Annotated in this window: 15 protein-coding genes; 6 read left to right on the top strand and 9 right to left on the bottom strand. The window is 66.1% G+C overall.

Annotated features, from left to right (window positions below; genetic code table 11):
• Nucleotide 1 precedes the first annotated feature (1 nt).
• From QX108_RS29385 to QX108_RS29370, 4 genes are all read right to left on the bottom strand, one after another.
• On the bottom strand, nucleotides 2-2,014 hold the full coding sequence (locus tag QX108_RS29385) for a putative bifunctional diguanylate cyclase/phosphodiesterase (protein ID WP_315723889.1): 2,013 nt from the start codon (nucleotides 2,012-2,014) through the stop codon (nucleotides 2-4).
• Between the two features lie 210 nt (nucleotides 2,015-2,224).
• The gene (locus QX108_RS29380; protein WP_315723888.1) at nucleotides 2,225-3,097 is read right to left on the bottom strand and encodes a DMT family transporter; all 873 of its coding nucleotides are present in this window, start codon (nucleotides 3,095-3,097) and stop codon (nucleotides 2,225-2,227) included.
• A 149-nt stretch (nucleotides 3,098-3,246) separates the two neighbouring features.
• Complete coding sequence (locus QX108_RS29375) at nucleotides 3,247-3,972, bottom strand: beta-ketoacyl-ACP reductase (protein WP_315723886.1); 726 nt, start codon at nucleotides 3,970-3,972, stop codon at nucleotides 3,247-3,249.
• 273 nt (nucleotides 3,973-4,245) lie between these two features.
• Nucleotides 4,246-5,424 (bottom strand): acetyl-CoA C-acetyltransferase, encoded by a 1,179-nt coding sequence (locus QX108_RS29370; RefSeq protein WP_315723883.1) that lies wholly within the window; start codon nucleotides 5,422-5,424, stop codon nucleotides 4,246-4,248.
• A 382-nt stretch (nucleotides 5,425-5,806) separates the two neighbouring features.
• Here QX108_RS29370 and phaR point away from each other — a divergent pair, with 382 nt between their 5' ends.
• Nucleotides 5,807-6,409, top strand: a complete 603-nt coding sequence (gene phaR, locus QX108_RS29365; RefSeq protein WP_315723881.1) for a polyhydroxyalkanoate synthesis repressor PhaR — start codon at nucleotides 5,807-5,809, stop codon at nucleotides 6,407-6,409.
• Between the two features lie 27 nt (nucleotides 6,410-6,436).
• Here the strand turns inward: phaR and QX108_RS29360 are convergent, their stop codons facing one another.
• On the bottom strand, nucleotides 6,437-8,104 hold the full coding sequence (locus tag QX108_RS29360; RefSeq protein ID WP_315726572.1) for a bifunctional diguanylate cyclase/phosphodiesterase: 1,668 nt from the start codon (nucleotides 8,102-8,104) through the stop codon (nucleotides 6,437-6,439).
• A 308-nt stretch (nucleotides 8,105-8,412) separates the two neighbouring features.
• Here QX108_RS29360 and QX108_RS29355 point away from each other — a divergent pair, with 308 nt between their 5' ends.
• On the top strand, nucleotides 8,413-8,691 hold the full coding sequence (locus tag QX108_RS29355) for a hypothetical protein (RefSeq protein ID WP_315787632.1): 279 nt from the start codon (nucleotides 8,413-8,415) through the stop codon (nucleotides 8,689-8,691).
• An 18-nt stretch (nucleotides 8,692-8,709) separates the two neighbouring features.
• Here QX108_RS29355 and QX108_RS29350 read toward each other — a convergent pair whose 3' ends face one another.
• The 3 genes from QX108_RS29350 to mtgA form a co-directional block, all read right to left on the bottom strand.
• Complete coding sequence (locus tag QX108_RS29350) at nucleotides 8,710-9,411, bottom strand: hypothetical protein (RefSeq protein WP_315787633.1); 702 nt, start codon at nucleotides 9,409-9,411, stop codon at nucleotides 8,710-8,712.
• A gap of 181 nt (nucleotides 9,412-9,592) precedes the next feature.
• Entirely contained in the window at nucleotides 9,593-9,775 is a 183-nt protein-coding gene (gene rpmF / locus QX108_RS29345; RefSeq protein WP_006610266.1) for a 50S ribosomal protein L32, read from the bottom strand.
• Between the two features lie 168 nt (nucleotides 9,776-9,943).
• Entirely contained in the window at nucleotides 9,944-10,615 is a 672-nt protein-coding gene (gene mtgA / locus QX108_RS29340; protein WP_315787634.1) for a monofunctional biosynthetic peptidoglycan transglycosylase, read from the bottom strand.
• Nucleotides 10,616-10,814: 199 nt separating this feature from the next.
• Here mtgA and QX108_RS29335 point away from each other — a divergent pair, with 199 nt between their 5' ends.
• Both QX108_RS29335 and QX108_RS29330 read left to right on the top strand, forming a co-directional pair.
• Nucleotides 10,815-11,735 (top strand): polyprenyl synthetase family protein, encoded by a 921-nt coding sequence (locus tag QX108_RS29335; protein ID WP_172131461.1) that lies wholly within the window; start codon nucleotides 10,815-10,817, stop codon nucleotides 11,733-11,735.
• A 9-nt stretch (nucleotides 11,736-11,744) separates the two neighbouring features.
• On the top strand, nucleotides 11,745-12,437 hold the full coding sequence (locus QX108_RS29330; protein WP_315723872.1) for a DUF1345 domain-containing protein: 693 nt from the start codon (nucleotides 11,745-11,747) through the stop codon (nucleotides 12,435-12,437).
• Here QX108_RS29330 and QX108_RS29325 read toward each other — a convergent pair whose 3' ends face one another.
• On the bottom strand, nucleotides 12,438-14,336 hold the full coding sequence (locus QX108_RS29325) for a caspase domain-containing protein (protein ID WP_315787636.1): 1,899 nt from the start codon (nucleotides 14,334-14,336) through the stop codon (nucleotides 12,438-12,440).
• 217 nt (nucleotides 14,337-14,553) lie between these two features.
• Here QX108_RS29325 and QX108_RS29320 point away from each other — a divergent pair, with 217 nt between their 5' ends.
• Together QX108_RS29320 and QX108_RS29315 are read left to right on the top strand one after the other, a co-directional pair.
• Nucleotides 14,554-14,928: a nuclear transport factor 2 family protein gene (locus QX108_RS29320; RefSeq protein ID WP_315723868.1), complete on the top strand. Its 375-nt coding sequence runs from the start codon at nucleotides 14,554-14,556 to the stop codon at nucleotides 14,926-14,928.
• A gap of 30 nt (nucleotides 14,929-14,958) precedes the next feature.
• On the top strand, nucleotides 14,959-16,566 hold the full coding sequence (locus QX108_RS29315; protein WP_315723865.1) for a Na+/H+ antiporter: 1,608 nt from the start codon (nucleotides 14,959-14,961) through the stop codon (nucleotides 16,564-16,566).
• The last annotated feature ends 750 nt before the right edge of the window (nucleotides 16,567-17,316 follow it).

The following is a 17,316-nucleotide window of genomic DNA, read 5'->3' as shown; positions in this document are numbered from 1 at the left end:
CTCAGGCGCTCACACCGGCGACCTTGGCGCCGGGCGGCTCGGCGAAGCGCTGACGCTCCTTGGTGAGAAAGCCGTAGATCGCCTCGGCCGGCATCGGTTCGGCAAAGTAGTAGCCCTGGATGTAGTCGGCGCCCAGGCGCTTGAGGCTGTCGAGCTGCTCCTTGGTCTCCACGCCCTCGACGACGCAGGATATCTCCATGTCGGCGCACAGGCCGGTCAGCGACTTGATGATCTTGTGGCTGACCGGATTGGCATTGACGTCACGGACGAAGCTGCGGTCGACCTTGAGCTTGTCGAGCGGCAGCCGGTGGACGTGGCTCAGCGATGAATAGCCGGTGCCGAAATCATCCAGCGAGATGCCGCAGCCGATGGCCTTCAACGCCGCGATCGACTCCTCGGCACGGGCGAAATCGTAGGTGACGGCCGTCTCGGTGATCTCGAACTCGATGCGGCGTGGCGGGACGCCGCTGGCCTGAATGATGGAAATCAGCGGCAGGATGCCCTCGGGCGAGCAGATGTCATGCGCCGAGAGGTTGAACGACATCTGGATGCCATCCGGCCACATCCGAGCTGCGGCCAAGGCCTTCACCAGGAGAACGCGGGTGAGGCTGCGGATGACGCCGATGCGCTCGGCCGCCGGGATGAAGCTCGAGGGCGTCACCACGCCCAGCTTGGGACTGTGCCAGCGCGCCAGGACTTCGAAGCCGGTGGTGCGCGCGTTCGCGGCATCCATGATCGGCTGGAACACCAATTCCATTTCAGTCTCGAAATCCGCCGTGCGCAGCAGATGCTCGATCACGCTGCGGCTGCGGATCTCGGCCTCGAGCTCGGTCGAGAAGATGATCGCCTGGCCGCGCGCGCGGCGCTTGGCGTGGTACAGCGCATAGTCAGCACATTCATAGAGCGCATCCGCGGCCATCGCCGAGCGCGGATACATCGCAAAGCCGGTCGAGCAGGACAGGCCGGTATGCGTGGTGTCAAACTGATAGGGCAGCTTGATGAGATCGGTGATCTCGCGACCGATCGTCAGAAGATCAGCATCCGTCGGATTGCCGACCACGATCAGGCCGAACTCATCGCCGCCGAGCCGCGCCAAGTGAACTTGGGATCCACGGGTGTCGCAGACGTCGCGAATGCGGCGCGCAGCTTCGATCAGGACGCGGTCGCCCACCGTGTGCCCATAGGTGTCGTTGATCGGCTTGAAGCCGTCGAGATCGATGATGCCGACGGCGAGGCACGTGCCGTCGCGCTCGGCCTCGGCGAAGGCATGGGTGAGCTCGGAGAAGAACCGACGCCGGTTGGGAAGGTCGGTCAACGAATCCAGATTGGCAAGCCGGAAGTTCTCGTCCGAGAGTGCCTGGGTTGCAGCCTGCTCGGCCAACAGCGACTTGCGGCTCGCGACCAAAGCGGCGAAGTCGCGATAATAGATGAACAGCACCGTCACCATCGCGCCCGAGACGAGCAGCTGATTGACGGCGATCGCCCGCAGCGCGTGAACGCCCGTTGACATGAAGAAGATCACGTAAGGGACGATCACCACCAGCGTCACGATCAGCGCTGCCGAGCGCAGATGCATCAGGCAGAAGATGATGCCGATGACGGTGACGGCCATGTAGAACGCGACCTGTCCCTTGGCGAACGGATCGCCATAGGGAAACAGCGCGAACGACCAGACCACGAACAGCGCACCGATCGGCCCGGCGATCCTGTTGGTGACGCGCAGATTGTGCAAGACCTCGGCGTCGCTGCTCGTCACCTCGCCCTGACGCAGCCACCAGAGCATGCGAACGCCGGTGATCGTCGACAGCAGCGCCGGCACCGAGACCGTCAGCCATGCCGGTGCCAACGGCAGGAACGTGTAGGCGAGCGCGAGGCTGTTGGTGATCAGGATGAAATAGAGCAGCGGCACCTGCTTGGAGAAGGCCTGGAATTGCGCGCGCGTCAGCTCGGGATTCTCGGCGGGAACGCGAAACAAATCCCCCGCCCGGGCCATGTAACGTTTCACGTCCGGCATCCGCCGCCCCGTTGTCAGCACCATTGCGGGCAGAGTGTCGCGCATCACCGGTAAAGGCTGGGTTAGGTGCAGACCACGCCAAACCACGATCGCCGGTTGCAAGCTACCAGCAAACGATGCCGCTGGTTCCCGGGGTTAAGCGTGCATCAAGGATAACTTGCGTATTCGCGACAGGCGCCGACATTCGACGCGGCGTGCGCAGGAGTGCCGTCAGCGGCGGCGCAGCAGGAACATGTCCTTGGCCGCGACGAGCCCCCCGCCCGCGATCAGCAAGGCCGCGACCGCGATGGCGGCGCTCGGCTGGGCATAGCCGGCGACGATCAGGAACGCGGTCGAAAGCAGCGGCGTCGCATAGGACGCCGCTCCGAGCACACGAATGTCGCCACGCTTCATGCCGATGTCCCAGGCGTAGAAGGCAGCCCCGACCGGGCCGAGGCCGAGCCCGGCAACGGCCAGCCATTGCATCGCGTTGTCGGGCCAGACCGTACGCTCGACGGCCAGGTGGACCAGGGCGGCGAGCCCGGATGTGGCGAGACAGAACCCCGCGACGGCATCAGTGGGCACCGCCTTCAGACGGCGCGACAGCACGGAGTAGATCGCCCATACGAAGGCCGCGACGAACGCGGCCACGAGACCCGGCAGCTGGCTGGCTGCGAAGCTCGCACCATTGCCGACCAACAACAGCGCCGTACCGACGAGCCCGAGCGCGGCGCCGATCACGTGATGAATCGCGAGCCGCTCGCCGGGCAGAAAGGCCGAGAACAGCACGATCAGGAGCGGCCAGAGATAGTTGAGCAAGCCGGCTTCCGCCGGAGGCGCAAAGCGCAGTGCCAGGAAGTACAGCGCGTGATAGCCGAACAGGCCGCCGACGCCGACGGCCCACGCCGTCACCGGCTGCTGGAGCACCTGCAGCACATTGCCCCGCTGCAAGACGGTGAGCATGCCGACGACGCCGCCGACGGCAAAGGTCATCGCGGCGAGCTGAAATGCGGGGATCGCGCCGGTTGCCACCGTCAGCAAGGCCAGCAGCGACCACATCAGAATCGCGGTCAGGCCGATCAAGGTCGCGGTGCGCTGGGACATCGGACGGCAGGCTCCATCACGGCCGATCCGACGGCCATTCACGCCTGTGCCCGTGCCGGGCAACACCCAAGACGTGAATGCCCGCGGCGAGCGCGGGCATTCCGTGTCTTAACCGTAGATCGCACCCGGTGGCAACGCCACCGCTGACATCACGCCATGTACTGGCCGCCGTTGACGGACAGCGTCGAGCCGGTGATGGCGCCGGCCTCATCGGCCGCGAGGAACACGACGGTGCGCGCGATCTCCTCGGGCTCGCCGAGGCGCCCGACGGGGATCAGCGGCAGGATGGACTTCTCAAGCACGTCCTTCGGCACCGCCTGCACCATCTCGGTGTTGATGTAGCCGGGACAGATCACGTTGACGGTGATGCCCGCCTTGGCCGTCTCCAGCGCCAGCGCCTTGGTGAAGCCGATGTCGCCGGCCTTCGCCGCGGAGTAGTTGACCTGGCCGAACTGGCCCTTCTGGCCGTTGATCGAGGAGATGTTGATGATGCGGCCGAACTTGCGCGCGCGCATGCCCTCGATGATCGGACGGGTCATGTTGAACAGCGAGCCGAGATTGGTGTTGATGACCGCGCTCCACTGCTCGAGCGTCATCTTGTGGAAGGCCGTGTCACGGGTGATGCCGGCATTGTTGATGAGCACGTCGATCGGGCCGAGCTCGGCTTCGACCTTCTTGATGCCCTCCGAGCAGGCCTCGAAGGAGCTGACGTCCCATTTGTAGACGGGAATGTCGGTCTCGCTCTTGAACTTCTCCGCAGCGGCATCGTTGCCACCGTAATTCGCAGCGACCTTGTACCCCGCCGCTTTCAGCGCCTTGCTGATCGCAGCGCCGATACCGCGCGTTCCCCCCGTCACCAACGCTACACGTGCCATGTCGATTCCTTCCCTCGATGACTATGCGCACGACGACAACCTCTGGATGCCGCCGTACCGACCCGTTGTTATTGGACCATGACCGCCGTTGCGACAATCGCTTCGTCGCCGCGCCGCTCACGCTCGCTCACGTCCATTTTTTTAGTGGTCGATTATGCGACGTGTTTGACGGACATCAAGAACAAAACGCCCGGCGAAATCGCCGGGCGTTGATCTTTAGTTGAGCTGGAAGCGATTGCGAAGACCGAACGGTTCGCAGTCGCTGCCGCGTTTTTAGTCGCGTGCGACGCACAGCGCGATGCCCATGCCGCCGCCGATGCACAGCGTGGCCAGGCCCTTCTTGGCGTCGCGCTTCTGCATCTCATGCAGCAGAGTCACGAGAACGCGCGCGCCGGATGCACCGATCGGATGGCCGATCGCGATCGCGCCGCCATTGACGTTGACCTTGGCCGGATCCCAGCCGAGATCCTTGTTGACCGCGCAGGCCTGCGCGGCGAACGCCTCGTTGGCCTCGATCAGATCGAGGTCGGCGATGTTCCAGCCGGCCTTCTTCAGCGCGGAGCGCGAGGCCGGGATCGGTCCCGTGCCCATGATCTTCGGGTCGACGCCGGCCTGCCCCCACGACACGATCCGCGCCAGCGGCGTCTTGCCTTCCTTTGCGGCCTGCTTGGCCGTCATCAGAACGACGGCCGCCGCGCCGTCATTGATGCCCGACGCGTTGCCGGCCGTGACGGTGCCGTCCTTCTCGAAGGCCGCGCGCAGCTTGGTCATCGCCTCGATCGTCGCGCCGTGACGCGGATATTCGTCGGTGTCGACCACGGTATCGCCCTTGCGGCCCTTGATCGTCACCGCCGCGATCTCATCCTTGAACTTGCCGGCCTTCTGCGCGGCCTCGGCCTTGTTCTGCGACGCAACTGCGAACTCGTCCTGCTGCGCGCGCGTGATCTGATATTGCTTGGCAACGTTCTCGGCGGTGTTGCCCATGTGGTAGCCGTTGAAGGCATCCCAGAGGCCGTCCTTGATCATGGTGTCGACGAGCTCAAGCGAGCCCATCTTGACGCCGGCGCGCAGGTACTGTGCGTGCGCCGCCATGCTCATCGACTCCTGCCCGCCGGCGACGACGATGTCGGAGTCTCCGTTCTTCAGCGCCTGGTATCCCAGCGCGACGGAGCGCAGGCCGGAGCCGCACAGCTGGTTGATGCCCCAGGCCGGGCTATCCACCGGAATGCCGGCGGCGATCGAGGCCTGCCGCGCCGGATTCTGGCCCTGCGCCGCGGTCAGGATCTGCCCCATGATGACCTCGGAGACCCGGCCCGGCTCGACGCCGGCGCGCTCCAGCGCAGCCTTGATGGCGACCGCACCCAACTCGTGGGCCGGGACACTGGCGAAGGCACCGTTGAAACTTCCAACCGCGGTGCGAGCGGCGCTGACGATGACGACATCGTCTGACATGGGCATCTCCTGGGGTTCTTGATCTTGGACGTGAGAGCGAGGCTTGAGAGATTGGGCGTATTTGAAATCAAAACGAATTTTTCAGTTCACGGTCGTGCCGGCCGTCCGCAAGCCCCGGATTGGCGGTGCGCAACCTTCGCCCGTCATCCTGTTAACGTCGTTGCGACATGTCAATCGGCGGCAGCCGCAATTCCTGTTGCGGCGCATTCAAAATGGGATGTCTGGCCGTTTCCTGAGCAAGATTTCTGCTGCCCAATTAACCGTTCCGCACAAAACCGTAGCCGAACTCGCTCGAAAGTGATTACCTTATTGCATTGCGTAGCTCTTCGCCCTGCGGCGACGCCGCCGGGTTCCCCTGTTCTCGGTTTGCATGTGTGAGCTCATGGCGAAATCTGACCAACCCACCACCATCAAGAAATACGCGAACCGGCGGCTCTACAATACCGGGACGAGTACCTACGTGACCCTCGAGGATCTGGCCTCCATGGTTAAGAACGGGGAGGATTTCCTGGTCTACGACGCCAAGACCGGTGACGACATCACCCGCTCGGTGCTCGCCCAGATCATCTTCGAGCAGGAGAACAAAGCGGGCCAGAACCTGCTGCCGACCACGTTCCTGCGCCAGCTGATCCGCTTCTATGGCGACAGCATGCAGATGGTGGTTCCCAAATACCTCGAACAGTCGATCGATACCCTGACCCGCGAGCAGGAGAAGTTCCGCAAGCAGATCGCGGACACCTTCAGCGGAACGCCGTTCGCGCCGCTGGAGGAGCAGGTGCGCCGCAACATGGAGCTGTTTCAGCAGACCTTCTCGATGTTCAAGCCGTTCGCACCTGCAGCGGTCCGCACCGATGAGAAGGCCGCGGAGCCGGGTGCCGCCGCCGCGCCCGATGACAACATCGACGACCTGCGCCGCCAGATGAAGGACATGCAGGACCGGCTCGACCGCATGTCGGAGCCGAAGAAGGACGACCAGCAAGGCTGAGGCGTTCGGCGCCAAGCCGGCGGCCGATCAGCTCGCCGCCGGCAGCTCCACTCTGCTGCTCTCGATCCAGGGCCGCTCGACGGACGCAAGGCCGATCACCCGGCCCTGGATGTAGTCGCAGCCCCAGTCCCGCAGCAGCGCGACCGACGCCTCATCCTGCACCCATTCGGCCACCGTCTTGATCTGCAGCCGCCGCGCGAGCTCGACCAGCGTCTGCACAAAAGCGCGATCATCGGCCGAGCGGACGAGATTCTGCACGAACGCGCCGTCGATCTTGACGATGTCGACGCCCAGCTTGCGCAGGTTGCGGAACGAGGTGTGCCCGGCGCCGAAATCGTCGATCGCGATCCTGCTGCCGAGATCCTTCAGCCGCGTCACAAAGCCGCGGAGATCGTCGATGTCCTGGATCTCGACCGTCTCGGTGATCTCCACGATCAGGCGCTCGGCAACGCCCGAATGGGCGCGCATCATGGATTCGATCGAGGCCCACCAGTCCGGATCCATGGTGGTCTCCGGCGAAATGTTCAGGCTCAAGGTCACGTTCGGGGTGCTCGCGAGCTCGGCGACGACGAGCTCGAGGATGCGGTGATCGACCAGCCGAATCAGGCCGAGGCGCTCGGCGACCGGCACGACGTCCGGCGCCAGCAACGCGCGGCCGTCATCCTGCCGCATCCGCACCAGGCATTCGTAGAAGGCGGGCGCCAGCGTGTGGGCGTTCACCACCGGCTCGAACGCCGTGACGATGCGCCGCTCGTTGAGCGCGGTGACGATCTCGTCGGTGACGCGGATGTTGACCTTACGCTGCGCGTCGCGTTCGACATTCGGCCGCCAGATCGAGAACGAGCCGATGCGACGCCGCTTGGCCGCATCGAGCGTCTCATGGGCGCGGTTGACCGCTTCCTCGACCGAGCGGGCATGACGCGGCACGCTGACCGCGCCGATCGTCGCAGTCACGGCCACCGGCCCGGATTTGGTCGGCACCACCTCATCGCGAACGGTCGCCAGGAAGCGCTCGGCGGCGACGTTCATGTCGTCCATCGTGCAGTTCTTGAGGATCAGCCCGAATTTGTTGCCCGAGAAGCGCCCCAACGAGTCGCCGCCACGCAGCCGTGAGCGGATGCGCTGGGCAATTTCCAGCACCACGCCGTCGGCGACATCGAAACCGAACGCGTCGTTGATGCGCGCGAGGTGATCGATGCCCACCAGCATGAAGGCGCAGGCGAAGCGGAAGCGCTGCGACTCCTCGATGACCTCGGCCAACGTGGCCAGCAGATGGGTGCGGTTCAGTTCGCCGGTCAGCGGATCGTGGCGCGACAGCTTGAGCAGCTGCTCCTCGCGGGCATGCCGCTCGTTGTTGATCCGCACGATGCCCTGGGCGCGCGAGGGCCGGCCGTCGGAGCCTGCGAACCAGCAACCGGTCTCCTCGACCCAGATCAACGGCGCGCCGGCGTGGGTCCGCACGCCATATTCGATCCGGTAGGGCGTGCCGGCGGCACCATGAAGCGGCGTCGCCTGACGCATGACCTCCAGGCGGATGCTGCGGTCGGGCTCGATCAGCTTGCCGAACTCGGTGCCGTTGCAGAGCTGCGGCAGCGGCACGTCGGCAAACACGGCGCCGACATGATCGCTCCAGACGATCACGTCGCTCGCGAGATCCCAGACGAAGGCTGCTTGGCCCAGGGACGCCAGGATCATCGAGGTCTGCGGCAAATCGGATGTCAAGATCGCCTCGTTTCGGAACAAGCCGGCGTGGACCGGCGTCGATGTCAAGGACAGCCGACGCCTACCCGTGCGAGCGGCGGCAGCGGACTTCGCGAATCAGACTACGCATCTCTGGTTAACGGAGAGCATGCCGAGGTCACGGGCGTGCGTCAGAAGCGCATCAACCATCTTTCGATCGGAAGGGACCTGGCCGGCCGGGCGCGGCATTGCCCTTGCGAGGTCGAAGGGTGAAAGGCTCCGGCGTCCCATAACGAGACGAGCGCGCCGGATGTGGTGGGACGATGTTAACGATCGATCACGAGGACGGCCGGGACGGCGCCGAGCAGATGTCCTGCTCGCTGGTGCCGCTGTCGTCGGCAACGAGCCGCGACCGCCGAGGGCATGTCAGCCGCGCCGCCCGCCCCGACGCCGGCTTCATCGCTCATCTGATTGCCACCGCCGAGCAGCTGCCGCAGACGCGCATGCTGCGCCGCGCCGCGCCGGCCGACGTCCACAATGCCTATGCGGCGAGGCTTCATCCGGTCACGAGTGCCAGCCCCCGGACACGGCAGGTCATCTGATCCGGCGCTTGCGACCTGTCAGGCCTTCGGCGGGTCTGTCTTGAGGGGATCCCGGCCATTTGCGCCTGCGACCTCGGCGTGCAGCTCGGGGGCGGTCACTTTCGGCTCGACGGCAGGAGCCGGCGGGGGCACCGAGCGATCGAGCAGCACCGATTCGGCGACCGAAGCCGCCGCCGGCACGGCGTCGGTGGGCTCCTCGACCAGGGGGGCAGGTGCGGCGGCAGCGTCCGTCGGCTGAACCTCCACGGGAGCAGGCTCCTTGGCCGGCTCTTCGATCAGCTCGGGCTCGGGGACGTGTTCATCGGCCGGCGCCGGCATCGGAGCAGGTGCTGCCACGGCGGCGCGGGCGGCGCGCTTGGTACGCAGGGCGATGCCGCCAAAGAAGTCCACCATTGCCAGCAGGGTCAGCAGCAGGAAGGTCGAGTTCCCGAACTTCTGCCACATCACGAACTCAGCCGCGGCGCCGCCGAACACCAGCAGCGACAGCAGGTGGTCGGTCAGATATTTGCCGTTCGGCTTGGCCGCCTTGATGATTTCGAGCAGCAGCAGCAGCACGCCGAGCGAAAGCAGCATGTCGCCAAGCGAGATCGTCCAGACCTCCCCTGACGGGAGCTGCAGGCGCAGCAGCGTCTCGCTGAACGCGACCCCCGGCATCAGGAAGACGATCATGTTGTAGATCGCCAGCGGGATCAGCAGCAGCGGGAAACCGACCATGGACATCGGTTGAAGCCTTGGATGGCGCCGGTCGAGGCTCGGCGCGAAATCAATGGTGTCCGACGAATCAACGAAGAGCGTCGCGCATGATCCATGCGCATCGGTCCCGGCGAATCAATCGCACGGGACCGATTTCAACCTCATCAATGGCCGAATTCGGGCAGCCTCAAACGCTGCCCGCGGACGATCAGGCGTCTTTCTTCTTCAGAACCTGGCGGCCCTTGTACATGCCGGTCTTCAGGTCCAGGTGGTGCGGACGACGCAGCTCGCCGGAGTCCTTGTCCTCGACATAGGTCGGCTTCTTGATGGCGTCGGCCGAGCGGCGCATGCCGCGGCGCGACGGCGAAGTTTTTCTTCTGGGGACGGCCATATCGGTATCCTCTAGGGGTATTCGGAAGGCATCGTCCGCAAAGGGACGGCTGCAGCCAAGAAGCTGGCGAGCCGGGATGCCGATCAAGGCCGCGCTTATAGAGGAAGGGGTCCGCGATGGCTAGGGCTCTCCGAGGCATTTTTGGCCAAAATTCGCGCCCGCCGAGCCTCAACGTCGGTCTCCCCAGCAGGTCTGCAGGCTGGCGGCCTGAGCCCGTACCATGTAGGTCGCCGATAGCCGCCGCACGCCGGACCCGGGCGTCCGGGCGCTGCGCCGGACGGGATTGGGCAGGATCGAGGCCATCAGCGCCGCCTCGCGCGGGCCCAGGCCGGCCGCGGAGCGGTTGAACGCATAATTCGCCCCGGCCTCGACCCCGAACTGGCCGGAGGGGCCGAGCTCGGCGATGTTGAGATAGATCTCCAGAATGCGCCGCTTGCTGAGGACGAGGTCGATCCACAGCGCCAGCGGCAGCTCCAATGCCTTGCGGACGTAGCTGCGGCCCTGCCACAGGAACAGGTTCTTGGCGACCTGCTGGGTGATGGTCGAGCCGCCACGGCTGACTTCGCCATCCTCGGCATCGTCCATGACCTCGCGCAGCGCACCCCAATCGATGCCGTGATGGCTGCAGAATTTGGCATCCTCCGCCGCCACCACCGAACGCGGCAGGTAGGGCGACATCGCCGACAGGTCGATCCAGTGCCGTGTCACCGGCTGGCCGGTGACCGTCCGCCAGAGCATCAGGGTCGAGACCGGGTGACCCACGGCATAGAACGGCGTCAGCGCGTAGGGCACGAGCAGCACCAGCACGACGATCACCAGGATGGTTCTGACGGTACGCAAGGGCAGGCGCCGCTCGGTTGGGACCGCCGCATCGGCGGGCAATTGGGCGGGAGTATCCGACATCTCCGTAAGGTTTCCTGCTTTTTTTGACGCTTTTTGCTACCGTTGCGGCCGAAAGCCGCCACGGTCCCGGCAATTGACGAAGTCGCCGCCATCAACGATTGTCCGGCGAATTTCGCCCCCCTGGAGCTCTTCTTAAATGACTGCGACGGCCACCGACTTCACCCAACGCCTGGACAAGACCGCGGAGGAGACCGAAGCGCTGCTCGGGGAGCTCCTGTCCGATGCGCCGATGGCCGACGAGATCGTCCGGCCGAAGCGGCTGATCGAATCGATGCGCTACTCGAGCCTTGGCGGCGGCAAGCGGCTGCGTCCTTTCCTTGTGGTCGAGAGCGCCGCCGTGTTCGGCGTGCCGCGCCGGGGCGCGCTGATGGCCGGCGCCGCGCTGGAATGCATCCACTGCTACTCCCTCATTCATGACGACCTGCCGGCGATGGACAATTCGGATCTCCGCCGGGGACGTCCGACCCTGCACAAGGCCTATGACGACGCCACCGCGATCCTGGCCGGCGACGCGCTCTTGACCATCGCCTTCGACATCATCACCCGCGACGAGATCCATCCCGACGCCGGGGTTCGCCTCGCTTTGACCCGGGCGCTGGCGCGCTGCGCCGGGGTCGGCGGCATGGCCGGCGGCCAGATCCTCGACCTCGCGGGCGAGGGCCGGTTCGGCGACAGCGGCCCGGTCGACGTCGCCCGCGTCCAGCAGATGAAGACCGGTGCGCTGCTCCGCTTCGGCTGCATCGCGGGCGCCCTGCTCGGCCAGGCCTCGGCGGCCGAGTACCAGGCGCTCGACGACTACGGCCGCGCCCTCGGCGAAGCCTTCCAGATCGCCGACGACCTGCTCGACGTCGAGGGCGATGCCGCCACGCTCGGCAAGCCCGCTGGCGCCGACGCCGAGCTCGGCAAGACCACCTTCGTCACCCAGCTCGGCATCGAGGGCGCCAAGCAGCGCGTCCGCGACCTCCTCGCCCGCGGCGACGCCGCGCTGTCGATCTTCGGCGCCAAGGGCGACGTGCTGCGTGCCGCCGCCCACTTCGTCGCCGAGCGCAAGAGCTGAGGCGAGGCATTGGCCGGCGTCCATCCTGACGATCCGGCCCTCGCCCGTTTCACACGGCTGCCGACGGCCTTGCGGATCGTCTATGCGAGGCCCCGTACCTTCGCGTCGCTGGGCCTCGCGGTCGCCGCTTTCTTCCTGCTGCCCTCCGCGCTGCGGCTGATCACGCGGCTTCTGATCAGCTGGGACGTCTTCGCCGCGCTCTACCTGGTGCTGGTCGCGGTGATGATGTTGCGCAGCGAGCATCATCACATCCGCCGCAAGGCGATCATGCAGGACGACGGCCGCTTCGTGATCCTGATGGTCACCGCGCTCGGCGCCTTCGCCAGCATCGCCGCCATCGTGTTCGAGCTCGGCGCCTCCAAGCGCGACGCGCCGGCGCTGACCCTGGCGCTGCTCACGGTCTCGCTGTCCTGGGCCGCGGTGCATACCACCTTCGCCCTGCACTATGCCCATGACTACTACCGCGGCGCCAAGCCCGGCGGCCTGCAATTCCCGAGCGGCGACGAACAGCAGCCCGCCGACTATTGGGACTTCGTCTACTTCTCCTTCATCATCGGCATGACCGCGCAGGTCTCCGACGTCGGCATCACCGACAAGATCATCCGCCGCACCGCGACCGTTCACGGCATCATCTCGTTCGTCTACAACACCGCCCTGGTCGCCCTGATGGTCAACATCGCCGCGAGCGCGATCTCGTCCTGATCAATTGCACACCTCGACGCTGGCATTGTTGGCGGGGCCGCCGCCGCCGCGATATTCGAGCCGGCAGCCGGGCCTGACCGCGCGGCAGAGATAGGCATCGCAATAGATCTGGCCGGAGGACTTCGACGGCCGAGTGGCCTGGGTCTGCGGCTTGGCGTAGCCGGGAGCTGCGCCGATGCCGACGCCGAGACCACCGCCACCGACACCGATGCCAACGCCAACCCCCACCCCGGGAGAGGACAACGGCATGCCGGGCTCCGGCGCGGCTCGGGCGCGGCGGCGCGACGGCATGTCCTCGTCGTCCTGACCGCGCTTGGCGACCGGCTTCTTGTCGCGCCGCTTCTCGCATTCGTTGTCGTCGTTCACGAACGAGCCCTCGGCACAGACGATGCGGCTGCAGCGGTCGCCGTCCGATTTGAAGCCGTGCTGGCAGACCAGCGGGCAGACGCGCGCCTGCTTGAGCTTGATCGCCTCGAGCGCATCGGCCGACGCAGACTGGGTGTCGAGCTTGGTGCCGGCATAGCGGTTGAACTGCGACAGCGAGCGGCGCGAGGCCGAGCCCCAATCGCCGTCGGCCTCCTCGGTGAGACAGCCGACGCGGCGCAGCTCGAGCTGGACAGACTTGGTCAGATCGGCGGGCTGCGACGCCGGCGTCAGCGAGGCCACCTGCGGCCCCTGCGGCGGAGCTGCGGCCGGCGAGGTCGCGGCGCGCGGATTGTCAGCCGCTGCGAGCGGCTGCTCCTGGCGTTTCTTCTCGGCCTCGGCGGCCTGCTGCTGCGCCAGCTGATTGGCCTTTTCGGCTGCGAGCCGCGCCTGCTCGGCCGCCTTGGCCTCGGCCTCCGCCTTGGCGAGCGTGTCCTTGCGGGCCCCCTCCGCCGCGAGACGGGCCCGTTCGGCCTCGGTCACGCGGGCCCTCTCGGCGGCGGCAGCGCGATTTTCCTCCGCGGTCAGCTTTTCGAGCTGCAGCTTGGCGAGGCTCGCATAGAAGCCGTCGGGATACTGCGCCAGGAAGGCATTCAGCGCGCCCTTGTTGCCGACCTGCATCGCCAGCTCGTAGTCGCGGCGGATGTCGGCCTGCGGGCTCGGGGCGGGCGCGACCGGCATCTGCGTGACGACGCGCGGCACGCCGGGCACCAGCGGCACGTCCTCGCCGCCGAGCGAGCCGTACACGAACGGCTCCTGGCGGTTGCTCGTGGACTTCAGCACCTCGTCGCGCACGAAGCCGAACGCCTTGCGGACATCGAGACCGGGGGTCGCGATGTGCCGCGACAGCGCCAGCGTAAAGGGCGAGTTCCTGCCGTCGCCGTCCTGCGCGGTGGAGCCGGCCTTGGCCGAATAGGCAATCAGCGTGTTCGGGCTGGTCGGCTCGACCTTGGCAAGGCCGCGGCCGAGGCTGCGGGTCGCCACCGTCCGCTGCATGTTGCGGGTGAAGGGATTGTCGCGGCAGGCATCGAGAATGACCAGCCGCAGCTTCTTGGCGGGCTCGACGGCGACCAGGATGCGGTCGAGCGACAAGGTCTCGTCATAGACGTCGGTGTCGCGCTCGAGCCGGGCATCGATCGGGATCAGATAGTTGGAGCCTTCGACCTCCATGCCGTGGCCGGCATAATAGACCACGGCAATGTCGGCATCGCGGGCCGCGTCGGCGAAATCGCGCAACGCCCTGCGCGTCTCCCGCGCGGTGAGGTCGCGGCGGTAGTCGACCACATCGAACCCGGCATTCTTGAACGTCTGGGTCATCACCGCGCCGTCATTGGCCGGGTTCGTCAGCTGCGGCACGTTCTGATAGGCGGAATTACCGATGACGAGCGCCACCCGCTTCTCGGCGAGCGCGGGGTGGCCAGCGAGCAATAGCGCTGCCGCCAGGAGGAAACCGCCCAATCGAACTGACCACGACATCGTCTTACCCCATAGCCCTGGGAAATCTGCCGGCTCTGCCTACCAGATGAAAGCCCGCTCGCCTTGTGATCGGGATCACGCAGCCGTTGTTCCCGGAGAACCCGCGTCGGCCACGATATTTCTGTCGAGGGAGCATCGGCCGCAGTTCATGGCTTGCCAAGTCCGGATTTGCATCGAGAATGCGATGCTTGTTTGTCCGGGTTCCAGGGAGATGGCCGTGAGCACAGATCGTTCGAGCGTGGAAGCCGTGGTGCAGGGCTATTTCGATGCGCTCTATGAGGGCGACGCCGACAAGCTCGGCGCGGTGTTCCATCCCACCGCCGACCTGCGCTGGGTCGAGAACGGCGAGCTCAAGGTCCTGACGGTGCCGGACTGGCTCGCCTGGGTGCGCAAGCGTCCCTCTGCCAAGGGCGAGGGCAAGCCGCGCGAGGACTTCATCGTCACCATCGACCGGTCCGACGACAAGACCGCCTTCATCAAGGTGCGCTGCCAGCTGCCGCCGCGCTATTTTACCGATTATCTCGTGGCGATGAAGCTGAAGGACGGCTGGCAGATCGTGTCGAAATCCTATCGCTACGACCTCCGGGACTGAGCCCGGCGCACCGGCGCCAGGCTGTCCGCAATGGAAGAGCATTTTCAAATATTCCTGATCCTGCTGGCCGTGCTGGCGGGAACCGCCCTGATCGCGCGGCGTGCCAACCTGGCGCCGGCGATCCTGCTGATGCTGGCCGGCATCGCGCTGGCCTTCGTGCCGACGATGCCGGCCTTTGCACTGCCGCCCGAACTCGTGCTGCTCGTGGTGCTGCCGCCGCTGATCTACTCCTCCAGCGTCGCGATGAGCTGGCGCGAGTTCAAGCGCAATCTGCGGCCGATCGTGCTGCTGGCCGTGGGCTGCGTGATCTTCACCGCAACGCTGGTGGCGACGGCAACTCACGTCCTGCTCGGCCTGCCCTGGAGCCTCGGCTTCCTGCTCGGCGCCATCGTCGCGCCGCCGGATGTGGTGGCGCCGCTCGCCATCGCCCGCCGGCTGCATCTGCCGCGCCGGGTGATGGTGATCCTCGAAGGCGAGGGCCTCGCCAATGACGCCACGGCGCTGATCCTGTACCGCTTCGCGGTGGCGGCGATCATGACCGGCACGTTTTCCTTTCCCGTCGCCGCCGGCGAATTCGCCGCGATCGTCGTCGGAGAGATCGCGTTCGGCATCGGCGTCGGCTGGCTGATGCTGCGCGCCCGGCATTATTCCAGGGATCCGCAGGTCGAGATCACGCTGTCGCTGCTGACGCCCTATCTCGCTTATTGGATTCCCGAGCATGTCGGCGGCTCCGGCGTGATCGCGACGGTGGCCTGCGGCCTCTACATGAGTTGGAACGGCCCGCTGTGGATCTCCTCCGCGACCCGGCTGCAGGGCGTGTTCTTCTGGGACCTCGTGGTCTACCTGATCGAGGGCATGCTGTTCCTGCTGACCGGCTTCCAGATGCGGCTGATCTACGAGAAGTCGAAGGCATTCCCGCTCGACGAGATCATGATCGCCACCGCGCTGGTGGTCGCCATCGTCGTGATCGCGCGCTTCGCCTGGACCTTCCCCGCGACCATCCTGCCGCGCGTGCTGAGTCCTTCGTTGCGGGCCCGCGATCCGCTGCCGCCCTGGCAGCAGACCTTCATCATCGGCTTCACCGGCGTGCGCGGCACGGTCTCGCTCGCGACCGCGCTGGCGCTGCCGCTGACATTGTCGACCGGCGATGCGTTTCCCTATCGCGACGAGATCCTGTTCGTCGCCTTTGGCGTGATCTTCTTCACGCTGATCGGACTCGGCCTGACCCTGCCGCTGGTCGTGCGCGGGCTCGGGCTCGGCCAGGAAGGCCGCGCCGAGCATGTGCGCGAGCACGAGCAGGAGATCGCGGCCCGGCGCGAGGTGCTCGATCGGGCGCTGAATTCGCTGGAGACGATGACCAATGACCGCGAGCTGTCCGAGGAGGTGGTGCGGCTGCTGCGCGCCCGCCACGAGGTGCGCGCCAACCAGTTGCCGGAAACCCTGAACCCCGACGACTACGACGCCTCCGCGCTCGGCATCGAGCTGACGCGGGAGCTGATCGGCGTCGAACGCAAGACCATTCACGTCATGCTCCGCGACGGCAAGATCACCGACGAAACCCGCCGCCGCATCGAACGCGACCTGGATCTGGAGGAGGCCAGCCTCGCCAACCGCGAATATGGGCAGGCGCCGTTGTAGGAATGAGTTGGGACAGCGCCGCCTCGCATTCAGTGTCATCCCGGCGGACGCCGGGATCCATAGCCACCGCACGTCGTGGTTGGCACATCCGGTCGCTCCAGCCTGCCTCACATTTGCTCCTGGGAGTATGGGTCCCGGGTCGGCGCCACACCAACGCATGCGCGTTGGTGCGGCTTGCCCGGGACGACGGCGGAGTTTGTCAGCGCAGCCGGTCATCCTCATAGACACAGTTCATCATCCTCGCGCCCGCGTTTCGCGTCCGAGCATTGATCTTCTTTCTCGCCCTCTCCTATCAGAGGGCGCAGGGAAGGCCGGGCCCCGACTGAGGCCCGTGGCCCGCCTGCGGAAAAAAATGCAGGCGGCAGGTACCACAGGTTCAGCCGGACAAGACCCGGCCCTCCCTGCGCAATGGTTTTAACGGCTGCTTCGCATTCTCCCCGGGGACCGGGCTGTCTTGCCCCCGTCACTGGCGATCATCGGCCAGCTTGGCATCAGCATCGGGATGTCAGGACCATGCGACTTGACCGTCCGCGCCATGACGTTCGTCCGCGGGCACCAGGGCCCGCTGCGCCACGTCGCGTCCACCGCATCCCGCCTCCACGTTCGTGACGACCGCGAAGCGTCCCTCTTCAGTGAGGCGGGACGGGCGGAAAGATCGTTCTGATTTGCCCGACGAGGCTGGGCAAGAATCCAAATTAAGAGGCTAGGAGGGCTCGGCGCGGTGCGACTTCGAGCCATAGCCGTATCATC

The organism is Bradyrhizobium sp. SZCCHNR1002 (genome assembly GCF_032381435.1).
In the GTDB taxonomy this organism is placed as follows: domain Bacteria; phylum Pseudomonadota; class Alphaproteobacteria; order Rhizobiales; family Xanthobacteraceae; genus Bradyrhizobium; species Bradyrhizobium aeschynomenes.
This window is presented reverse-complemented; position numbering and strand designations above follow the sequence as displayed.